The organism is Ruegeria sp. HKCCD4315 (genome assembly GCF_013112245.1).
GTDB lineage: Bacteria > Pseudomonadota > Alphaproteobacteria > Rhodobacterales > Rhodobacteraceae > Ruegeria.
In genome coordinates, this window is record NZ_WVRN01000001.1 from 3,357,663 (window position 1) to 3,375,352 (window position 17,690).

At 56.6% G+C, this 17,690-nt stretch carries 19 protein-coding genes and 1 tRNA gene; 10 read left to right on the forward strand and 10 right to left on the reverse strand.

The genetic code is table 11. The features are described 5' to 3' along the window. Positions 1–74: 74 nt before the first annotated feature. Positions 75–151, reverse strand: a tRNA-Arg gene (locus GS646_RS16665). 115 nt (positions 152–266) lie between these two features. Between GS646_RS16665 and GS646_RS16670 the strand changes: the two genes are divergently transcribed. Both GS646_RS16670 and GS646_RS16675 read left to right on the forward strand, forming a co-directional pair. Then, positions 267–1,292 (forward strand): LacI family DNA-binding transcriptional regulator, encoded by a 1,026-nt coding sequence (locus GS646_RS16670; protein WP_171092978.1) that lies wholly within the window; start codon positions 267–269, stop codon positions 1,290–1,292. 47 nt (positions 1,293–1,339) lie between these two features. Continuing rightward, positions 1,340–2,509, forward strand: coding sequence for a winged helix-turn-helix domain-containing protein (locus GS646_RS16675; RefSeq protein ID WP_253758700.1), 1,170 nt, complete (start codon positions 1,340–1,342; stop codon positions 2,507–2,509). 3 nt (positions 2,510–2,512) lie between these two features. Here GS646_RS16675 and GS646_RS16680 read toward each other — a convergent pair whose 3' ends face one another. Both GS646_RS16680 and hpaR read right to left on the reverse strand, forming a co-directional pair. Next, a complete protein-coding gene (locus GS646_RS16680; protein ID WP_171648225.1) occupies positions 2,513–3,211 on the reverse strand; it encodes a fumarylacetoacetate hydrolase family protein in 699 nt (232 codons plus the stop codon). A gap of 578 nt (positions 3,212–3,789) precedes the next feature. Next, the gene (hpaR, locus tag GS646_RS16685; protein WP_171184541.1) at positions 3,790–4,224 is read right to left on the reverse strand and encodes a homoprotocatechuate degradation operon regulator HpaR; all 435 of its coding nucleotides are present in this window, start codon (positions 4,222–4,224) and stop codon (positions 3,790–3,792) included. A gap of 219 nt (positions 4,225–4,443) precedes the next feature. On the opposite strand from hpaR, the gene GS646_RS16690 reads away from it, so the two are divergent. Beyond that, positions 4,444–5,214, forward strand: coding sequence for an HpcH/HpaI aldolase/citrate lyase family protein (locus GS646_RS16690; protein WP_171648223.1), 771 nt, complete (start codon positions 4,444–4,446; stop codon positions 5,212–5,214). 4 nt (positions 5,215–5,218) lie between these two features. Here the strand turns inward: GS646_RS16690 and GS646_RS16695 are convergent, their stop codons facing one another. After that, entirely contained in the window at positions 5,219–6,361 is a 1,143-nt protein-coding gene (locus tag GS646_RS16695) for a DUF3095 domain-containing protein (protein ID WP_171648221.1), read from the reverse strand. A 139-nt stretch (positions 6,362–6,500) separates the two neighbouring features. On the opposite strand from GS646_RS16695, the gene GS646_RS16700 reads away from it, so the two are divergent. The 3 genes from GS646_RS16700 to GS646_RS16710 all read left to right on the forward strand — a co-directional run bounded on the left by GS646_RS16700 (position 6,501) and on the right by GS646_RS16710 (position 9,852). Further along, on the forward strand, positions 6,501–7,673 hold the full coding sequence (locus GS646_RS16700; RefSeq protein WP_171648219.1) for an MFS transporter: 1,173 nt from the start codon (positions 6,501–6,503) through the stop codon (positions 7,671–7,673). Positions 7,674–7,694: 21 nt separating this feature from the next. Beyond that, positions 7,695–8,726 (forward strand): glycosyltransferase family 4 protein, encoded by a 1,032-nt coding sequence (locus GS646_RS16705; RefSeq protein WP_171184549.1) that lies wholly within the window; start codon positions 7,695–7,697, stop codon positions 8,724–8,726. Positions 8,727–8,829: 103 nt separating this feature from the next. Next, positions 8,830–9,852, forward strand: coding sequence for an aspartate-semialdehyde dehydrogenase (locus tag GS646_RS16710; protein ID WP_171184551.1), 1,023 nt, complete (start codon positions 8,830–8,832; stop codon positions 9,850–9,852). Positions 9,853–10,124: 272 nt separating this feature from the next. Here the strand turns inward: GS646_RS16710 and GS646_RS16715 are convergent, their stop codons facing one another. The 3 genes from GS646_RS16715 to GS646_RS16725 form a co-directional block, all read right to left on the reverse strand. Next, positions 10,125–10,739: a transmembrane anchor protein gene (locus tag GS646_RS16715; protein WP_171184554.1), complete on the reverse strand. Its 615-nt coding sequence runs from the start codon at positions 10,737–10,739 to the stop codon at positions 10,125–10,127. Between the two features lie 12 nt (positions 10,740–10,751). Beyond that, positions 10,752–11,405, reverse strand: a complete 654-nt coding sequence (locus GS646_RS16720; RefSeq protein ID WP_253746717.1) for a HupE/UreJ family protein — start codon at positions 11,403–11,405, stop codon at positions 10,752–10,754. Positions 11,406–11,528: 123 nt separating this feature from the next. Continuing rightward, on the reverse strand, positions 11,529–11,846 hold the full coding sequence (locus tag GS646_RS16725; protein ID WP_253758697.1) for a hypothetical protein: 318 nt from the start codon (positions 11,844–11,846) through the stop codon (positions 11,529–11,531). A gap of 493 nt (positions 11,847–12,339) precedes the next feature. On the opposite strand from GS646_RS16725, the gene GS646_RS16730 reads away from it, so the two are divergent. Then, on the forward strand, positions 12,340–13,257 hold the full coding sequence (locus tag GS646_RS16730) for an endonuclease/exonuclease/phosphatase family protein (RefSeq protein ID WP_171678564.1): 918 nt from the start codon (positions 12,340–12,342) through the stop codon (positions 13,255–13,257). Between the two features lie 41 nt (positions 13,258–13,298). Here GS646_RS16730 and GS646_RS16735 read toward each other — a convergent pair whose 3' ends face one another. Both GS646_RS16735 and GS646_RS16740 read right to left on the reverse strand, forming a co-directional pair. Next, the gene (locus tag GS646_RS16735) at positions 13,299–13,835 is read right to left on the reverse strand and encodes an SRPBCC family protein (protein WP_171184561.1); all 537 of its coding nucleotides are present in this window, start codon (positions 13,833–13,835) and stop codon (positions 13,299–13,301) included. Positions 13,836–13,934: 99 nt separating this feature from the next. Then, on the reverse strand, positions 13,935–14,585 hold the full coding sequence (locus tag GS646_RS16740) for a carbonic anhydrase (RefSeq protein WP_171092950.1): 651 nt from the start codon (positions 14,583–14,585) through the stop codon (positions 13,935–13,937). Positions 14,586–14,729: 144 nt separating this feature from the next. On the opposite strand from GS646_RS16740, the gene GS646_RS16745 reads away from it, so the two are divergent. From GS646_RS16745 to GS646_RS16755, 3 genes are all read left to right on the forward strand, one after another. Further along, positions 14,730–15,119: a hypothetical protein gene (locus GS646_RS16745; RefSeq protein WP_171184563.1), complete on the forward strand. Its 390-nt coding sequence runs from the start codon at positions 14,730–14,732 to the stop codon at positions 15,117–15,119. Between the two features lie 63 nt (positions 15,120–15,182). After that, positions 15,183–16,565 (forward strand): M17 family metallopeptidase, encoded by a 1,383-nt coding sequence (locus GS646_RS16750; protein WP_171648215.1) that lies wholly within the window; start codon positions 15,183–15,185, stop codon positions 16,563–16,565. Then, the gene (locus GS646_RS16755; protein WP_171184567.1) at positions 16,562–17,299 is read left to right on the forward strand and encodes a C40 family peptidase; all 738 of its coding nucleotides are present in this window, start codon (positions 16,562–16,564) and stop codon (positions 17,297–17,299) included. The genes GS646_RS16750 and GS646_RS16755 overlap by 4 nt, the downstream gene beginning before the upstream one ends. Here the strand turns inward: GS646_RS16755 and GS646_RS16760 are convergent. Beyond that, positions 17,296–17,646, reverse strand: a complete 351-nt coding sequence (locus GS646_RS16760) for a DUF2794 domain-containing protein (RefSeq protein WP_171092942.1) — start codon at positions 17,644–17,646, stop codon at positions 17,296–17,298. The two genes, GS646_RS16755 and GS646_RS16760, sit on opposite strands and share 4 nt — an antisense overlap. Positions 17,647–17,690: the final 44 nt, after the last annotated feature.

Consider the following 17,690-nt stretch of genomic DNA (forward strand, 5'->3'; position numbering starts at 1 on the left):
CAGTGGTGTCCTTTGTACCACCCCTTGGTTCCCACTACCCAATAAGTGCCTTGATTTGCAATTATTTTTTGGAGTGGCGACCCCGGCAGGATTCGAACCTGCAACCTGCCCCTTAGGAGGGGGCTGCTCTATCCAGTTGAGCCACGGGGCCGTGTGTGGCCTTCTGTAACCGGGATTTTCCGGGTTGTCATCGGCTTTGCACAATTGTTGTACACGCAGACTTGTTCACGCTACCATCGGGCAAAACAACAACACAGGTGCCTCCCGTGAACAGTGAATCCAAACGCCCGCTTACCCTTCGCGATGTGTCCGAGGCTTCTGGAGTATCCGAAATGACGGTAAGCCGGGTGCTGCGGAACCGGGGGGACGTGTCAGACGCCACCCGCACCCGCGTTCTGGCCGCCGCAAAAGAGCTTGGCTATGTCCCCAACAAGATCGCGGGCGCTCTAGCGTCCAGCCGGGTCAATCTGGTCGCGGTCATTATCCCTTCGCTGTCGAACATGGTGTTTCCTGAGGTTCTGACAGGCATTAATCAGGTGCTGGAAGACACCGAACTGCAGCCTGTTGTGGGTGTGACCGACTACCTGCCCGAAAAAGAAGAAAAAGTGCTGTACGAGATGCTTTCGTGGCGGCCTTCAGGCGTGATCATTGCAGGGCTGGAACATACTGAAGCCGCACGCGCCATGCTGGATTCAGCGGGCATTCCTGTGGTCGAGATCATGGATACCGACGGCAAGCCAGTGGATGCGATGGTCGGCATCTCGCACCGTCGCGCCGGGCGCGAGATGGCGCAGGCGATCCTCAAGGCCGGGTATCAGCATATCGGCTTCATGGGCACCAAGATGCCTCTGGATCACCGCGCCCGGAAGCGATTCGAAGGCTTCACTGAGGTATTGGGCAAGCACGGGATCGAAATCGAAGACCGCGAGTTTTATTCCGGCGGGTCGGCCCTTGCGAAGGGGCGCGAGATGACGCAGGCGATGTTGGAACGTTCTCCCGATCTGGATTTTCTGTATTATTCCAACGATATGATCGGTGCGGGTGGCTTGTTGTACTTGCTTGAGCAAGGCATCGACATCCCGGGACAGATCGGGTTGGCCGGGTTTAACAATGTCGAGTTGTTGCAAGGTCTTCCGCGCAAGCTTGCGACGATGGATGCCTGCCGGCTTGAGATTGGCCGCCACGCCGCCCAAATCATCGCCGAACGCCTGAAAGACCCCGATTCTGAGATTGAAACACGCGCGACACTGACACCCAAGATCAGCTTTGGCGACACCCTCAAACGGCGATGACGGCACCCCTCAAACGGCTCGATAACCGAACGGCTCGGGCCGTTTTCATGGACCGCCACGCGCTGGCAGAACAGCCATCGGGTGAGGCCAAAGGCGATGCGCTTCTGGATCTGATCCAGAGGCTTGGTTTTGTGCAGCTTGACAGTATCAATACGGTTGCTCGCGCCCACGATTTGATCCTGTTCTCTCGCAGACCCAGCTATCGCAGTGCGAACCTCAAAAGGCTCTATGAAAGGGAAAAAGAGCTGTTCGAACATTGGACGCATGATGCGGCCGTGATCCCGATGGAGTTCTACCCGCATTGGCATCTACGTTTTCAGCGCGACGCAGATTTGCTGAAGGCACGGTGGAAGAACTGGCGACGGGATGGGTTCGAACAACAGTTTGAAACGGTGTTGCAGCACATCCGAGACAATGGGCCGGTATCCTCTTCGGACGTGGGCAAGGACGAAAAGAAAGGCTCGGGCGGTTGGTGGGATTGGCACCCGTCAAAAACCGCCTTGGAGTTTTTGTGGCGGTCTGGCGCGCTTACAGTTGTTGGCCGCGACGGGTTTCAGAAACGCTATGACCTAACAGAGCGGGTTATTGAAACCCAACTTTGTCCGGGAAACATGCATTGCGATGCAGAAGCGACTGTGGATTGGCTTTGCAACGCAGCACTTGACCGGCTTGGATTTGCAACATCGGGCGAATTGGCAGCGTTCTGGGACACGGTCAGCGCAGCAGAAGCCAAAAACTGGTGCGCAAAGGCACTGACCAAAGGCGATATAGAAGAGATCGAAATCACCTGCGCGGATGGGCGGCACCGCAAGGTCTTTGCCCGCCCAGACCTGGCGGACCAGAGTTTGGACCTGCCCCCGCCGCCGGGGCGCATTCGCGTGCTTAGCCCGTTTGATCCCATGTTGCGCGACCGGAACCGGGCCGAGCGGCTGTTCGGGTTTCACTATCGCATCGAAGTCTTCGTACCAGAACCCAAGCGCAGCTATGGTTACTACGTGTTTCCCCTGCTTGAAGGTGATCGTTTGATTGGCCGTATTGACATGAAAGCGCATCGCGATTGCGACATGTTGCACGTCAAAGCCCTTTGGCCCGAGCGCGGAATACGCTGGTCCGACGCCCGTACCCGACGCCTGAACGCCGAACTGGACCGGGTACGCCGGTTGGCTGGTGTGACGCATGTCGAGTTTGCCAACAACTGGCTAAAAGACCCTAAATAGGGTCTATTCTGCATCCGTCAGGGTCAATTCGATCGGCGCGAGCCCGTCAATCTCACCGTTCAGAACATCCCCTGCCACGACCGGTCCAACACCCGCCGGTGTGCCCGTCAAGATCAGATCGCCGGGGTGCAGGTGATAAAAGCCAGACAGATGGCAGATGATTTCATCAATCTTCCAAATCAGTTCCTCAAGCGTCGCATCCTGACTTATCTCAGCATTCACACGAAGCCGGATGTGCTTGTCCGCGTCCGGAGACCAATCTTCGGCTAATGTCAGAGGGGCAAATACAGCGCCGTATTCGACATCTTTACCCAGATCCCAGGGGCGCTGCTTGTTCCGCTCTCGTATCTGCAGGTCACGCCGGGTCATGTCGAGGGCGCAGCCATAAGCGTATACAGCGTCCCAAGCCTGTGTACTGCTCGCGCGGAACACTGGCTTCCCGATGGCCAACGCCAGTTCCATTTCATGGTGATAATTCTCAGTGCCCGCAGGGTACGGAACCTTTGCCCCGGACAAAACCGCGTTTGCGGCTGACTTGATGAAGTAAAACGGCGCTTCGCGATCGACCTCGTTTCCCATTTCAGCCGCGTGGGCAGCATAATTTCGACCAACGCAGAATATGCGACCAACGGGATACGCGGCCGTTTTGCCAATAACAGGGATAGTGACCGGGTCAGGAAGAGAAAAAAGGCTGTTTGACATGGTGCTCTCTGACAATTGCGCTGCTTCATCTTACGAGCGTCGGGCCGGTCAGCAATACAGAAAAACACGCCGGAACTCGCCAAGACTATTGCGATGTTTCAGCGCGAAGTCGCTCAATTCAGGTGGCCAACACAAAGCCCGTTTCCAAGCCAGTTTGCTTCCGCCTTTATGGCATCGTCTGGGGAAGAACACATACGACTTGGCTCAGGCATAAGTTGAACTATCTCCTAACTTGAAAGTTGTGAAGCCGACCTAACGAACGCCCGAAATCCAAACTTGCTTCTATGGCGAACCGACCTGCCTGGGCAACATTTCGGAACCACTTATCAGTCGGCATTTGGCAACACTTATTTCGGAGAGCAAAGGCATACACCCACCCCTTGGGCAAAATGCCTTGATTAGAGCCTTTCTTGGCTCGGCATACACTCCGAAGCGCAGGCCGGACCGTCAGGCTACACGTGACGCAACCGGCCTCGGGCCAGGCACATAATATCCAGTCCGAGTCTGGCCGCCCCGTCGGAGACCCCCCTACATTCTCCGGCGGGGTCCCTGACAAAGTCCCATAAAGTAGACCTTGGTCAGGGGTCGAGATCCTTCAAGTCGTTCAGAAGGTCCAGCAAAAGCTCATGCTTTTCAGCCCCAAGCTGAGATCGAATGCGTTCCGCCTGTGCGATACTTACAGAGAGATTGGCGCGAATGACCTGAACGCCGCTTGCGCTGATTTTAACAATCTGCCGACGGCGATCTGCAGGATGGGAACGCCTTGAGATCAATCCGCGCTGCTCAAGTTTCTGCAAAATCCGCGTGAGGCTGGGCAACAAAAGGCAGGCGCGATCAGCCAGATGCGTTGGTTCCTGCGGACCCTCTTCGTTTAAGACACGCAAGACACGCCATTGCTGTTCGGTGACACCAGCGTCAGCCAGCATGGCACGGATGGGTCCCATAACCTTTTCCCGCGCGCGCAAAAGCGCAATGGGCAAAGATCGCGACGTCAGTGGTAGATCGTCGGTCATGCTAAAATTATCGCCGAATTTCAGCTTTTTCGCAAGCAAACCGCACGTTCTCGTGAATACGCCGAACCCAATCAAGACAACAAACGGACCTGTCAAATTCAACAACGCCCCTGACAGTTTCACATTCCCGCTGGACAATTCAAAACCATCAGAGAAGATGCACAAAGGGCCCAACCGGAGTCCTTTGAAAACCTTGGATATGTGACAAAGAGAGACCCAATGGCTGCCCCCGAAAACGCGTTTAAAAAGGCTCTAAATCAGGGAAAAACCCAGATTGGATGTTGGATGAGTTTTGCCGAACCTGTCACAGCTGAGATCATGGGGACCGCAGGCTTCGATTGGTTGGTGATTGACGGAGAGCACGCTCCAAATGACATCCGCTCGATTCGGGATCAGCTGATGGCATTGGCGGCCAGCCCGTCACATCCGGTGGTCCGCATTCCAATCGGCGAAACGTGGTTGATCAAGATGGTTCTGGATGCCGGGGCGCAGACCGTTTTGGTGCCGATCGTCGAAAGCGCCGAACAGGCCCGTGAACTGGTTCGTGCGTGTCGCTATCCTCCAACCGGTATACGCGGCGTAGGCGCGATGGCGTCACGCGCGACGATGTACGGATCTGTTTCGGACTATATACAGACGGCAGATCAAGAGATCTGTTTGCTGTTGCAGGTTGAAACCCGCGCCGGATTGGCCGCATTGGATGACATCCTGCAAGTCGACGGCGTTGATGGTGTGTTCATCGGCCCCGCCGACCTGTCCACCGACATGGGGTATCAGGGCAACAGCGCCGCGCCCGAGATGCGCAAGGTCATCAGTGACGCTTTGGCGCGGATCAAGGCCGCCGGCAAAGCACCGGGCATCCTTGCAACCAATGACGAAGCACGGCAAGCCTATAAGGATATGGGGGCACAGTTCCTGGCCGTTGGCATTGACGTGATGCTGCTGGCGCAGGCGGCCCGTTCACTGTCGGAGCAGTGGAAGGAAATGTGAGCTTTCAGGAGCGCATGGCTGCAGCGGCCTGAGCGTACCCACCGGAAGCGCCATCAACAAAATGCATGTGGTCGTCGCGCGTGGCCGAGGGCACAATGCATGTCATCATCGCTTCGTCTTGTGCGTGCAGCCCATACATGATTTTACCACGCGCCCGCGCCTCTTCCAGCATCTGTTCGATACGCTTCAGCGTGGACGGGTCGCAATCCAGCGTCATTTTCAAACCGTCGTCAAACTTGCGAAAGTCCGCATTGCTACTGACCATGTGCTTGTAGTGGTCCGGCTCGAACTGGCCCATGCGCTTTCCCGATTTAAACAAGATCGCAATAAGCAAATTCTGAAACAGCAAAACGATTTTTTGCAGCATCATATTCCGTCCGTTGCGCGACACATGGGCATCAATCTCCAAGCCCGGTGGTGGCCATTTCATGGGCGGGCCGTTCTCGGGCACAGGATGACCCGCGCGCTCCAGTTGCTCCGACATGGACAGCACAGATTGGGCAAGATCGGCAAAGTCACGTTCTGTGGCCGACGCCGTGGGCTCCACAACCAGCGAGACGATCTGACCATGCCGTGCCATACTGTTGGACCACCTGCAGGACAGGCCGGTCAAATCCGGCTGTACCCCCGTCTCGGCACGCTCAATCATATTGCGTCCTGCTTTCATCTCAGCCTCGGCCCAGGCCAAGCCGCCGCCTGAAAACATTGCATAATCCACACCGGTTGATGGCGCATAGCGGGCAACACGCAAGTCTCGGCCGGCGGCTCGGATATCTGCCACCGATACCAATGCTGCGCGCAGCGGCATGGAAAACTCTTCCTCCGCCCAGCTTCGCAACGCGGCCAAAGCATCGCGTGCCGCGTCGACCTGACTGGGTGGCACGGCGAAACCAGCGCCGTCACCGCCAAAGACATAAGGAAACAGCTTACCGTCCATGGCGTTGATCATCGCTGAAATCACGGCGGCTCCGACCGTGTTGACCGTTTTGTACCGGCCCCGCGCGATTTCACCGGTTGAATCGACGATGTCTGCAACACCCAATACCCAATCGTCCGGGACAGCCGAAAACCGTGCCGGATCCGCAACCAAGGTAAAATCCCGCAAGAGGGGAAGGTTTTCATAAAACTCGGAATGGAGGTCTTTCATGGTCCCCCTCAAATCAATGTTGAGCATAAATTAGGTGGACGTTGGTCCAAGTCGCGTTTCTGAAACATACTACACACGCTTGTGCGTTGCATCATGGCATGCCAAGCCTTTGCCTAAAGTGCGCAAAAAGGGGCAGGTTATGCAGGCAGGTTTGGTGGTTTTATGCCTGGGCTATGTGCTCAGCCAATTTTTCCGCGCGTTTCTGGCTGTTCTCAGCCTCGATCTGGAACGGGACATCGGCGCAACGCCTGAAGATCTGGCATTTGCCTCGGGCCTTTGGTTTCTGATTTTTGCCGCGATGCAAATCCCGGTCGGCTGGGCGCTGGATCGGGTTGGCCCACGGCTGACCGCAGCGGTACTGCTGTTGATTGGTGGCGCAGGAGGTGCCGGAGTTTTTGCGGCTGCTTCATCGCCACTGCACATCAGCATTGCCATGGGGCTGATCGGTGTTGGGTGCTCTCCTGTTCTTATGGCCTCATATTTCATCTTCGCTCGTGAATACCCTCCTGCTCAGTTTGCCACATTGGCTGCTGTGATGCTGGGTGTAGGGTCGGTCGGTAATCTTGTGGCATCATACCCGACAGCCCTTGCTGTAGAGTGGATGGGGTGGCGTGCTACAATGGTGGGTCTGGCCAGTATGTCCGCTGCTATTGCGGTTGGTATTTGGCTGACCGTACACGACCCAGAGAAGGCCAAAACGGATCACAAGGGGTCTTTGCTGGACCTGTTGAAAGAACCCACGCTTTGGCTGATCCTGCCGCTGATGTTGGTCGCATACGCACCCTCTGCCGCTTTGCGTGGTCTTTGGGCCGGGCCATATCTGAACGATGTCTTCGGTTTAAGCACAACACAAATCGGCACCGCGACCCTGATCATGGGGGCCGCAATGATTGCTGGCACATTTGTCTATGGGCCGTTGGATCGCATATTTGGCACTCGAAAATGGGTAATTTTTGCAGGCAATGCGCTGGGGGCCGCAGCGTTGACTTTGCTGTGCCTGTGGATTGACAACGCAATCTGGCTGTCTGTGCTGCTGCTGGCCGTCATCGGCTTTGCCGGGGCCAGCTTTCCGGTCATCATGGCCCATGGGCGGGCTTTCGTTCCGCCGCATCTGGTCGGCCGCGGCGTAACTCTTCTGAACTTGTTCGGGATCGGCGGTGTGGGCGTCGCCCAGTTCGTCACCGGCCGGATTCATGCAGCCACCGTTCAGACAGGGTCAACTGCGCCTTACACAGCGATATTCGGGTTTTTTGCCATATCGCTTGCCATTGGTTGCGTGATCTATCTATTCAGCCGGGATAGTGTCGACTGAAGCAGCCATCAGGAGAGCCCGGTGAAAGACCCCGTCGTCATAGCCCCAAATCTGAAACGCAGGCTTTCGGGCGTGACCGCAACCATCGCAAGGCTGGTTCCGCTGCAGGCACACTCCATCAACATCGCCGCAACGGGTCCGGGCCTGCCTGCTGACATCCCGCATATCCCGCTGGGTCGCCTGCCCTTTCTGTCACGCCGTCCAACACGCGTTTGGCACGCCCGCCGCAACACCGAGATGCTTCTGGGTCTGATCCTGCGGAACGTGTTCCGCTTGAAACTCAAACTGCTGTTCACCAGCGCATCCCAACGCCCCCACACGGGATATACCAAATGGCTGATTGGCAAGATGGACGCGATTGTAGCGACATCGCAAAAAACCGCCGGGTATCTTGAACGCGACGCACAGGTTGTCATGCATGGCATCAACCTTGAGGACTTTACGCCCCCACAGGACAAGGCCGCCGTTCGCGCGAAACTGGGGCTGCCGGACGGGCTGCTGTTGGGATGCTACGGCCGCATCCGGCACCAAAAAGGTACAGATGCCTTTGTTGACGCGATGATCGATCTGTGTGGGCAGTTCGACGACGTGTCGGGCATCGTCATGGGCCGGGCCACCGAAAAGCACACCGCATTTCTGGCCGAGCTGAAAGACAAGGTCGCGAAGGCGGGACTCTCTGATCGCATCCTTTTCATGCCCGAGGTCACGGTTGATCAAATTGCCGAATGGTATCAGGTTCTGGACCTGTTCATCGCGCCGCAGCGGTGGGAGGGGTTCGGGCTCACCCCCCTAGAAGCCATGGCTTGCGGCGTGCCGGTTGTGGCAACGGATGTTGGCGCGTTTTCCGAGATCGTGACCGACCCCTCGCTGGGCCGGGTCGTAGCCCCCGACGACATTCCAGCGCTGGCCGATGCAGCGGCGGAGATGCTGGAAAACCGTGATTCCCTGTCGAAGGCCAGTCAGGCCGCCCGCGCCCATATCGAACAGAATTTCGATATTCACGGTGAAGCAGAGACGTTGGTTGCGCTCTACCAGCGACTTCTGAACGCCTGATGCGCTTCAATTCGACGTCAAACGTTCGATTCCACACCAAAAGCCCTTTTTTCTTCGCCGCAACGCAGCTATGAACGCGCGTCCTTAACTTTGGAGACATGAAATGGGCTATCGCGTCGTTGTCGCCGGCGCCACGGGTAACGTGGGCCGCGAAATGCTGAACATCCTGGCGGAACGCCAGTTCCCGGTCGATGAACTTGCCGCTCTGGCAAGCCGTCGTTCCTTGGGCACAGAGGTGAGCTTTGGCGACAAGACACTGACGACCCAGGACATCGACACGTTCGACTTCACCGGCTGGGACATGGCTTTGTTCGCCATCGGCTCGGACGCCACCAAAACCTATGCCCCCAAGGCCGCAGCTGCGGGCTGCGTGGTGATCGATAACTCGTCGCTTTATCGCTATGACCCGGACATTCCGCTGATCGTGCCGGAATGTAACCCCGAGGCGATCCACGACTATAAAAACAAGAACATCATTGCCAACCCCAACTGCTCGACCGCGCAGATGGTTGTCGCGCTGAAGCCGCTGCATGACCGCGCCAAAATCAAGCGCGTGGTTGTCTCGACCTATCAGTCGGTGTCGGGTGCCGGTAAGGACGGCATGGATGAGCTTTGGGATCAGACCAAAGCCATCTACAACCCAACCACCGAGGTTGAGCCGAAGAAGTTCCAGAAGCAAATCGCGTTCAACGTCATTCCCCAAATCGACGTCTTCATGGAAGACGGCTCGACCAAGGAAGAGTGGAAGATGGTGGTCGAGACCAAGAAGATCGTCGATCCCTCGATCAAGGTTACAGCCACCTGTGTCCGCGTTCCGGTTTTCGTCGGCCATTCCGAGGCCGTAAATATCGAGTTCGAAGAATTCCTGGACGAAGACGAAGCCCGCGACATCCTGCGCGAAGCACCAGGCATCATGGTGATCGACAAGCGCGAGGCTGGTGGCTACGTCTCGCCCATCGAATGCGCGGGCGACTTCGCCACATTCATTAGCCGTATCCGTCAGGATTCGACCGTGGAAAACGGCATCAACCTGTGGTGCGTCTCGGACAACCTGCGCAAGGGTGCCGCCCTGAACGCTGTCCAGATCGCCGAGCTGCTGGGTCGTGAGGTTCTGAAAAAGGGCTGACGGTTCAATCCTGCCAAAGACTAAAAAGAAACCCGCTGTTTGGTCAGCGGGTTTTTTGTTTCTGTAAGCCCAGATTGCAAACCGAAACTGGCTTTAGCTGCGCCTACGTTTTTTTGTGGCAAGCTATTTAGGCCACCAGGCGGACATTCACCGGACTTGCGGTTCATAGTGCGACGGATGGCAGCGATGCGGACCAAACGGCCGTTGACAGCAAAGCAGCGAATGACCGCATTGATGCCGCGCACCACTTTTTTGATGCGCGGCTTGCGATATCACTCGCTTCGAACAATGTCCGAGTAAGCGCCATTCAGGTTGAGCGTGATTGTAACTGGATCATCGTCCCTATTGCGCCAGAACCAGCCGTGATCACCGGCGAAGGGGGTTTCAAAACTGCCCTCGCCTTCCGTTTGACCACGCCCTTTCTCGTAGGTCACGTTTTGGTCGCCCGCATGTGCATGGAGATCGAAGTTGATCCGACCACCATCTGCCACCCACGCGTAGAAAAGTGTCGCCCCCTCTTCCATGGTTGCCTTGATCTCGGTGAACTCACCCGGTTCAAGCGTGAATGTGATTGTGTCCCGCCACGCTTCTTGAGCGTGCGCTGTTCCAACAAACAGACCAAAGATGTCGCCTAGCAGGCTGGACGACTGGTCAGGCCCATGAAGCTGTTGGTCTTGTTCGGCTTCATCCGCCAGTTCCTGCTTGATTTCACCCATCTCAGTCAGGCCAAGCACGCGGCCTGCACCCGTTGGATCGATCCCGTATTCCGCAGGCAGCACAACAGCGACCAGTATTGCCACGGCGCTGACAGCCGCGATGATGGTGGACCGAAGGAGTTGGGCTGAGCTTGGCAACTCTTCGAGGCTCGGTTTTTTTGCATTAAACATCTGTGCTGTTCCTTATGCGGCCACGAAGTAGCCAGTGAGTTGGTACCCCATCAGCACAAAGCCGATGGTCATCATGACGACATTGACGGTGTAGGCTTGTTCGAAGAACTTGGCGCTCTTTCGCCAGTACCCCATGACGATGAGGATGGCTGCGAGTGCCAGCAGTTGACCGATCTCAACGCCAACATTGAACGCTAGAAGGTTGGGCAGAAGCCCGTCAGGTGCGATCTGATAGTCCAATATCTTCGTGGCCAAGCCAGTGCCGTGAAACAGGCCAAAGATGAAAGTCGCCGCCTTGGTATTAGGCTGGAAACCGAACCACCGCTGATAGGCCCCGAGGTTGTCGAGCGCCTTGTAGACTACCGACAGCCCGATGATGGCATCGACAATGTATGAACTGATGCCCCAGCCAAACCAGACGCCTGCAAGCATCGTGATGGAATGCCCCACGGCAAAGAGGCTCACGTAGACTGCAACGTCTTTCGACCGATGGAGGAAGAAGACGACGCCGAGGAGGAACAGGATATGGTCGTAGCCCGTCACCATGTGTTTGGCCCCGAGATACATGAAGGGGATGATGTGCACGCCCCAGATTTCTTGGATGTAGCCAGCATCGCCGGGCGTAACATCATGCGCCAATGCTGCGCTTGTCGATAGCAACAACATGGATAGGACGAAGAACGCGAGACGCTTAGAACTGCGCCTAACGCCTTCAATGAAGGTTCTCATGGATTAACTCCGCATAGTAGTTGGATTGATCAGTGGTGCGCGAGAGCCGCGCAGAGCCGATCAAGCGCGCGGAGGTCGGTCTATTCGGAACTGACGGGTGGGGCCGTTGGCGGAAGCCAGCCGTCGCCAGGCCTCGCCTAGGTGCAATTCAGGTGCGATGCCGGGGCCGCTGGTAAGAAACGCCTGATTGTGGTCATGATCCGCCACATCGTGGCTATGGCCGTGCATCGCCCAGAATAGGTCTTCTTCGAAGCCATGTGAATGGCCATGATCTTCAACCATTTCAAGATGGTCTTGGATCGTCTCAAATATCGCCGGTGCATGAGAGAATGATGGCGTTACGGACCAAACGACCAACGCTAGACAGAGGGCAGCCAAGCCAACTCTCTGAATGTGCTCGTAAGCCTGTTTCATCACATCTGTCTGCCCGGTGATCGCAGCCTTTATGCGGCCGCCATGATTTTGTTAACTTCTACCGTAGTGTGCGCCACGTGGTCAATTCCGGACAACAGACCATCGTATAGATTGGGCTGCCTTGGGCCTGCTACGGCACCCGAAGCGATAACTCCGCATAGCTGCCTTTCGTTCCTCTTGCAGCATCGGTCACGATCGGCTCCAAACGGACCTCGCCCCTCAATACAGTTCCACATCCAACCTCCCATTCCTCTCACTCAGCACATACTGACTCATCAACCATACTCGTCGGCTCTTCTAACGAAACGTTTTCAAAGACCGGCCCCGAACGCGGCAGGTTCCCCCAACCAGTTGACAAAAACAGGCGCGCTTGCCACCTAAATACAGAACCTTGACTGCGGCAGAAGTAACCCAACACCCCACAGGCAGTGTCCCGCGCAAGGTGGCTGAGGCAAGCATGCAGGTTTCGACCAAACGCAGAATTGGCAGAACTCTGACCGTCGGATGCGCGTGTATTCTGATGGCGCTTGTCGTTGTTGGCTTTACCGGACAGATTTTTGCGGTGGGGGACTCGGTTGCCCTGTTGCGTCCGCAGGCGGGGGTTTTACTTTTGCCTTGTGCGGGGTTGCTGCTCTACTTGCGCGCAAGATACATGGCTCTGACAACCTTGGCTGTTGCTGTGATGGCTCTCGGCTCCATTGCCGCCAGCTATGCTGCACCCTCTGCGGAATGCAATGGAACCTGCCTGACGCTGTACCAAAAGAATCTGATGAGCAGGGCTTGGCCTCGCTATCCTTTGGCGGACGATATCATCGCCTCCAACGCCCAGATCGTGACATTGCAGGAAGTATCCAGTCACAACCAAAAATACATGAACAACCTCTTCGAACACTATCCATCCAAGGCCGTATGCAGCTTTCGCCCCGAGCAGAGCGTTGCCATCCTGACGACACTGCCTATCGTCGAAAACTCAGAGTTTTGCCTTAAGGGCAGTGGATTGGTCGGCGTACAGGTCGAGGCACCCGATGAGACTGCGGTTTGGATCGTTTCGGTGCACCTGAAATGGCCGTTTCCATACGATCAGGCACAACAAAGCCAGGTTATCGCGGATCGCATCGCGGATCTGGACGGACCTGTCCTGATCGCGGGGGATTTCAATATGGTGCCTTGGGGGGCCAGCGTCCAAAGGATTGCGGCGGCGGCAGACAATCAAAGTTTCGGAACTGCGCTGAACACGCATAACCTCGGCAGTTGGAAGGTGCCGTTACCGATAGACAACCTGCTGTTTCCCAAAGGCACAACCGGAACTGTCGAACTGCGCCCGTTCATGGGATCGGATCATCTTGGGAAACTTGCCCGATTTCGCATTGAATAGTGTCTAAACACCGCTGTTCAGGGCAAGTTTAATGCGCGTGATCAACTGTTGTTTTCGACCAGCGTTTTCAAATTGGTCAAGCCGCGCTGGTAGTCGCCGCCCACCCAATTATCCATCATCAACCCCATCCATCTGGACATCGGATTAAGACCCAAATTAGATTCAAAGCCCCAGGTCACCAATGTCGCCCCTCCATCCGGTTCCAACAGGAAGAACGCCGAGGCTGTCCCCATCGGACCGAAATCCAGTTCCGTTAGGACCTGCTGATTCTCAGTACTTTCGACGATCACCTGCGAACCAGTACCAACCTGTGGATGGTCTGAGGCCCAGTTCAGAGTGTTTCCGACCCCACTGTCGGGTCCGGAATAGGTGAGTTGGGTGTCAGGATCACGGTGCAGCCAAGGAGACCATTGTTCCGTCTCTTGCATGGAATTCACGTAGGGAAAAATCGCCTCGGCTGGCGCATCGATGGTGATGCTGCGGGACACTTCGGCCTTGCCGGGCAACAGATACGACACCGCGATCAGCGCAACAACAAGCAGGCCCAATCCCGCCAGAATGCGTAAAAAAACTTTCATCTCAATCTCCGAAACTGGAAACGCATGCACATATCATACAGGATTGCGGCTCTGAATCAGAACCGTAATGCGTTTCGTTTCTTCGATGTCAGATTGGTGTCAGACCGAGACAAACTTCTTTTGATGGGGATCAAAGCATTCCAGACCACCCGCGCCGATATCAGTCCACAAACCATGCAGGCTCAGCGCGCCCTCTTCGACCGCCGAAGAGATAAACGGGAAGGTCATCAGGTTTTCCAAAGATGCCACAACCGCCTGGCGTTCGAATTGCCTGGCTTGATCGACCGGGTCTTCGATGTCCGCGACCAGCCCGTATTTTGGTTTTAGGATGTCCATCCAACGGCCAACAAAGCTTTCTTTGGCTTCCAGTTGCGGCGCTTCGCCCTTGCACATGTCGATGCATCCCTGAACGCCGCCACATTGCGAATGGCCCAACACGATCAGATGCGCGACCTTCAGCGCGGTAACGGCGTATTCAATTGCGGCACTGGTGCCGTGGTGATCACCATCAGGCGCGTAGGGTGGAACCAGATTGGCGATATTTCGGTGAATAAAGAAATCACCCTGGTCGGCCCCGAACATCGAGGTCACATGAACCCGGCTGTCACAGCAGGAAATCACCATCGCGCGGGGGCGTTGCCCTTCTTCTGCCAACCGCTTGTACCAAACCTGGTTCTCGGAATAAGTTGTGGCTTTCCACCCGTGATACCGCTTGACCAGATAGGTCGGCAAAGGCTTGGCAAAGTCCATTATGATGTCCCAGTTCTTCTCGCTTTAGGACGCTCTAAACCGAATTCAAGGAAAATTCGACCCATTATCCGATTTCCCCGCAAGGTTTTGCAAAGGAATTTACCTCCAATATCAGTTCCACGCCGTGGGGGCGTTAAAACTAGGGTGAATGTGGTGGATAAGATTACAACGCTTGAACACAAAGAATCCGTCCGGCTGGACCCGGATCAACTCAATGGGCTATACCGCCAATTGGGGGACAAGAACGCGCTGGACGTGCTGTGCCGCACGGTTGAAGAACTGGCTGTACGCCTTTCAAACTGCGAACGGCACTGGCGGCATCGCGAATGGGCCGATCTTCGCAAATGTGCCAAATCGTTGGTCGCAATCTCTGAGCAAGTCGGGATGACGGCGCTGGCGCGTGTAGCCGCTGATGTGGCCCAAACCGTCGATGCCGGTGATGCGGTAGCAGCGGGTGCAACGTTGGCGCGGCTGATCCGCGTCGGTGAACGCTCTTTGACGGCCGTGTGGGATCAACAGGATCTTTCCGTCTGACAGGGGTTGCAGGCGGATCAGGCGCGGCTAGTCTGGGCTTAGAAATCAACTTCTGAGACACATATGACTCTGTCCTTTGCCGCATCCTCCGACACCTCGATACCGCTTCATGTAATCCCCCAACCGGACCTTGAAGCGTGGCTGCAAGAACAGACGCAGCACGTGCAATCCTGGGTCGCAGTAAACGGGTTTTCAGCGGCGCTGGGTCAGACATTGTTGGTTCCCGATGCAACTGGCACAGCAGAGATGGCGCTGGCCGGATACGGAACCGATGAAAAGCGCGCGCGCAAACGGTTCCCACTGGCCGCTGCTGCCCTGTCCCTGCCGGAAGGCGTCTATCATATCGCGTCTGGCCTCCCTTCGGATCGGTTAGAGATTGAGTGTTTTGGCTGGCTGATGTCTGGCTATGCCTTTGATCGCTATGCCTCACAATCCGGCGAATCAGCGGCTTTGGTCGCACCGGATGGGGTGGATGCGGCGCGCATCGAAGCAATGGCGCAGGCCGAGGCTTTTACGCGCGATCTGGTCAATACACCGGCGTCAGATATGGGACCCGAGCAGTTGCAACAGGCGGCAGAGGCATTGGCCGGAGAATTTGGCGCTGCGTGCAACGTTACCCTGGGTGACACGCTGTTAGATCAGAACTTCCCGATGATCCACACGGTCGGGCGGGCCGCGGAACAGGCCCCGCGATTGATCGAGCTGAACTGGGGCAGCAGCGGCCCCAAACTGACGCTTGTGGGCAAGGGCGTGTGTTTTGACACAGGGGGGTTGAACCTGAAACCGGGTGCTTCGATGGGCCTGATGAAAAAAGACATGGGTGGGGCCGCCAATGTGCTTGGATTGGCGCGCATGATTATGGCGCTGAATCTGCCGGTGCAGCTGCGCGTCCTGATCCCGGCTGTCGAGAACGCGGTTGCGGGCAACGCCTTCCGGCCCGGTGACATCCTGACCTCACGCAAGGGGCTGACGGTTGAGATCAACAACACCGACGCCGAAGGGCGTTTGGTTCTGGCCGATGCTCTGACGTTCGCGGATGAGGGTGAGCCCGATCTGGTGATCTCGATGGCCACGCTGACCGGCGCGGCGCGCGTCGCCGTTGGCCCCGACTTGGCCCCGTTTTACACGGATGATGAAACTTGCGTTTCGGCTCTGTCGCAATCCGCGAAGGCGTCGGCCGATCCGGTCTGGCGTATGCCGTTTCACGCACCTTACGAGGCGATGATCGAACCCGGCATCGCTGATCTGGACAATGCGCCCTCGGGCGGGTTTGCAGGTTCGATCACCGCTGCCTTGTTTCTGCGCAGGTTCGTAGGATCGCGCCGCTATGTCCATTTCGACATCTATGCGTGGCAGCCCAGCAAGGAACCCGGGCGCAGCAAGGGTGGTCTGGGTCAAGGGCCGCGCGCGATTCTGAACGCTTTGCCCGAGATGTTGGGCCTATGACTCGCCTGCGCATATCCAAGCCTGTGGTCGATCTTTTGCGCGACCCTGAAGGGCCCCGCGACAGGCAGGTGCTTTTCGGTGATACGGTTCAGGTCGCAGATGAAAAGGACGGCTGGATCAGGGTCATCGCGGACAAAGACGGGTACACTGGCTGGCTGCAAACAGATCAATTGACCCATGACATCCCCGCCACCCATTGGATTAAAGCCCCGGCGACTCATGCCTATGAAAGCGCAGACTTCAAAAGCCGCGATCTGGTATCGCTCAGCTTCGGAAGCAAGATCCATGTATTGGCGGAAACAGATCGCTATCTGGAAACCGAATTGGGCTTTGTTCCGAAGATACACACCGCACCAATCTCTGAGACCTCGCAGGACCCGGTCGCAGTGGCCGAGTTATTCCTTGGGACGCCCTATTTGTGGGGCGGAAACAGCCGGCTTGGTATCGATTGTTCCGGGCTTGTCCAAGCAGCGCTCTTGGCCTGCGGCGTGCCTTGCCCCGGCGACAGCGGCGATCAGGAAACTGCTTTGGGCACGACACTCGCTGACGGGTCAGCAGCGCAAAGGGGCGATTTGTTGTTCTGGAAAGGTCATGTGGCCTGGGTATCCGGAGACAATATGATTTTGCACGCCAACGCCAGCCATATGGCGGTAGTGTTTGAACCTATGGATCAGGCTATTGAGCGTATTCAGGCGCAGGGTGATGGTCCGGTCACGGCCCACAAAAGGCTCTAATCGGGCTTAACTGCGCGGATCAGCTTACGCTCCAACACCCGAAGAACCGCACGCAAATCGTGGCCGCGTTTTAGGATGCGGCCATCCATACCAACAACAGAATACATCCCCTGTCGGGACCTAAGCCGCGGATGTTTTTCGACACGATAGATCGGATGTTCAGCAGTGCGCCGAAAGATCGAGAACACTGCCATGTCGCGCAGGTTCGAGATACCGTAGTCCCGCCATTCTCCGGCGGCGACCATCCGGCCATAAACGGACAGGATTTGGGACATCTCATGCCGGTCAAAGGCGACGGGCATCTGCGCTGCACTTGCCGAGAACCGGCTGGGAGGCTGCATATTCATACTTCCAGCCTTGCCGGAAATCGCGTTTGAATCAAGCCTGATGC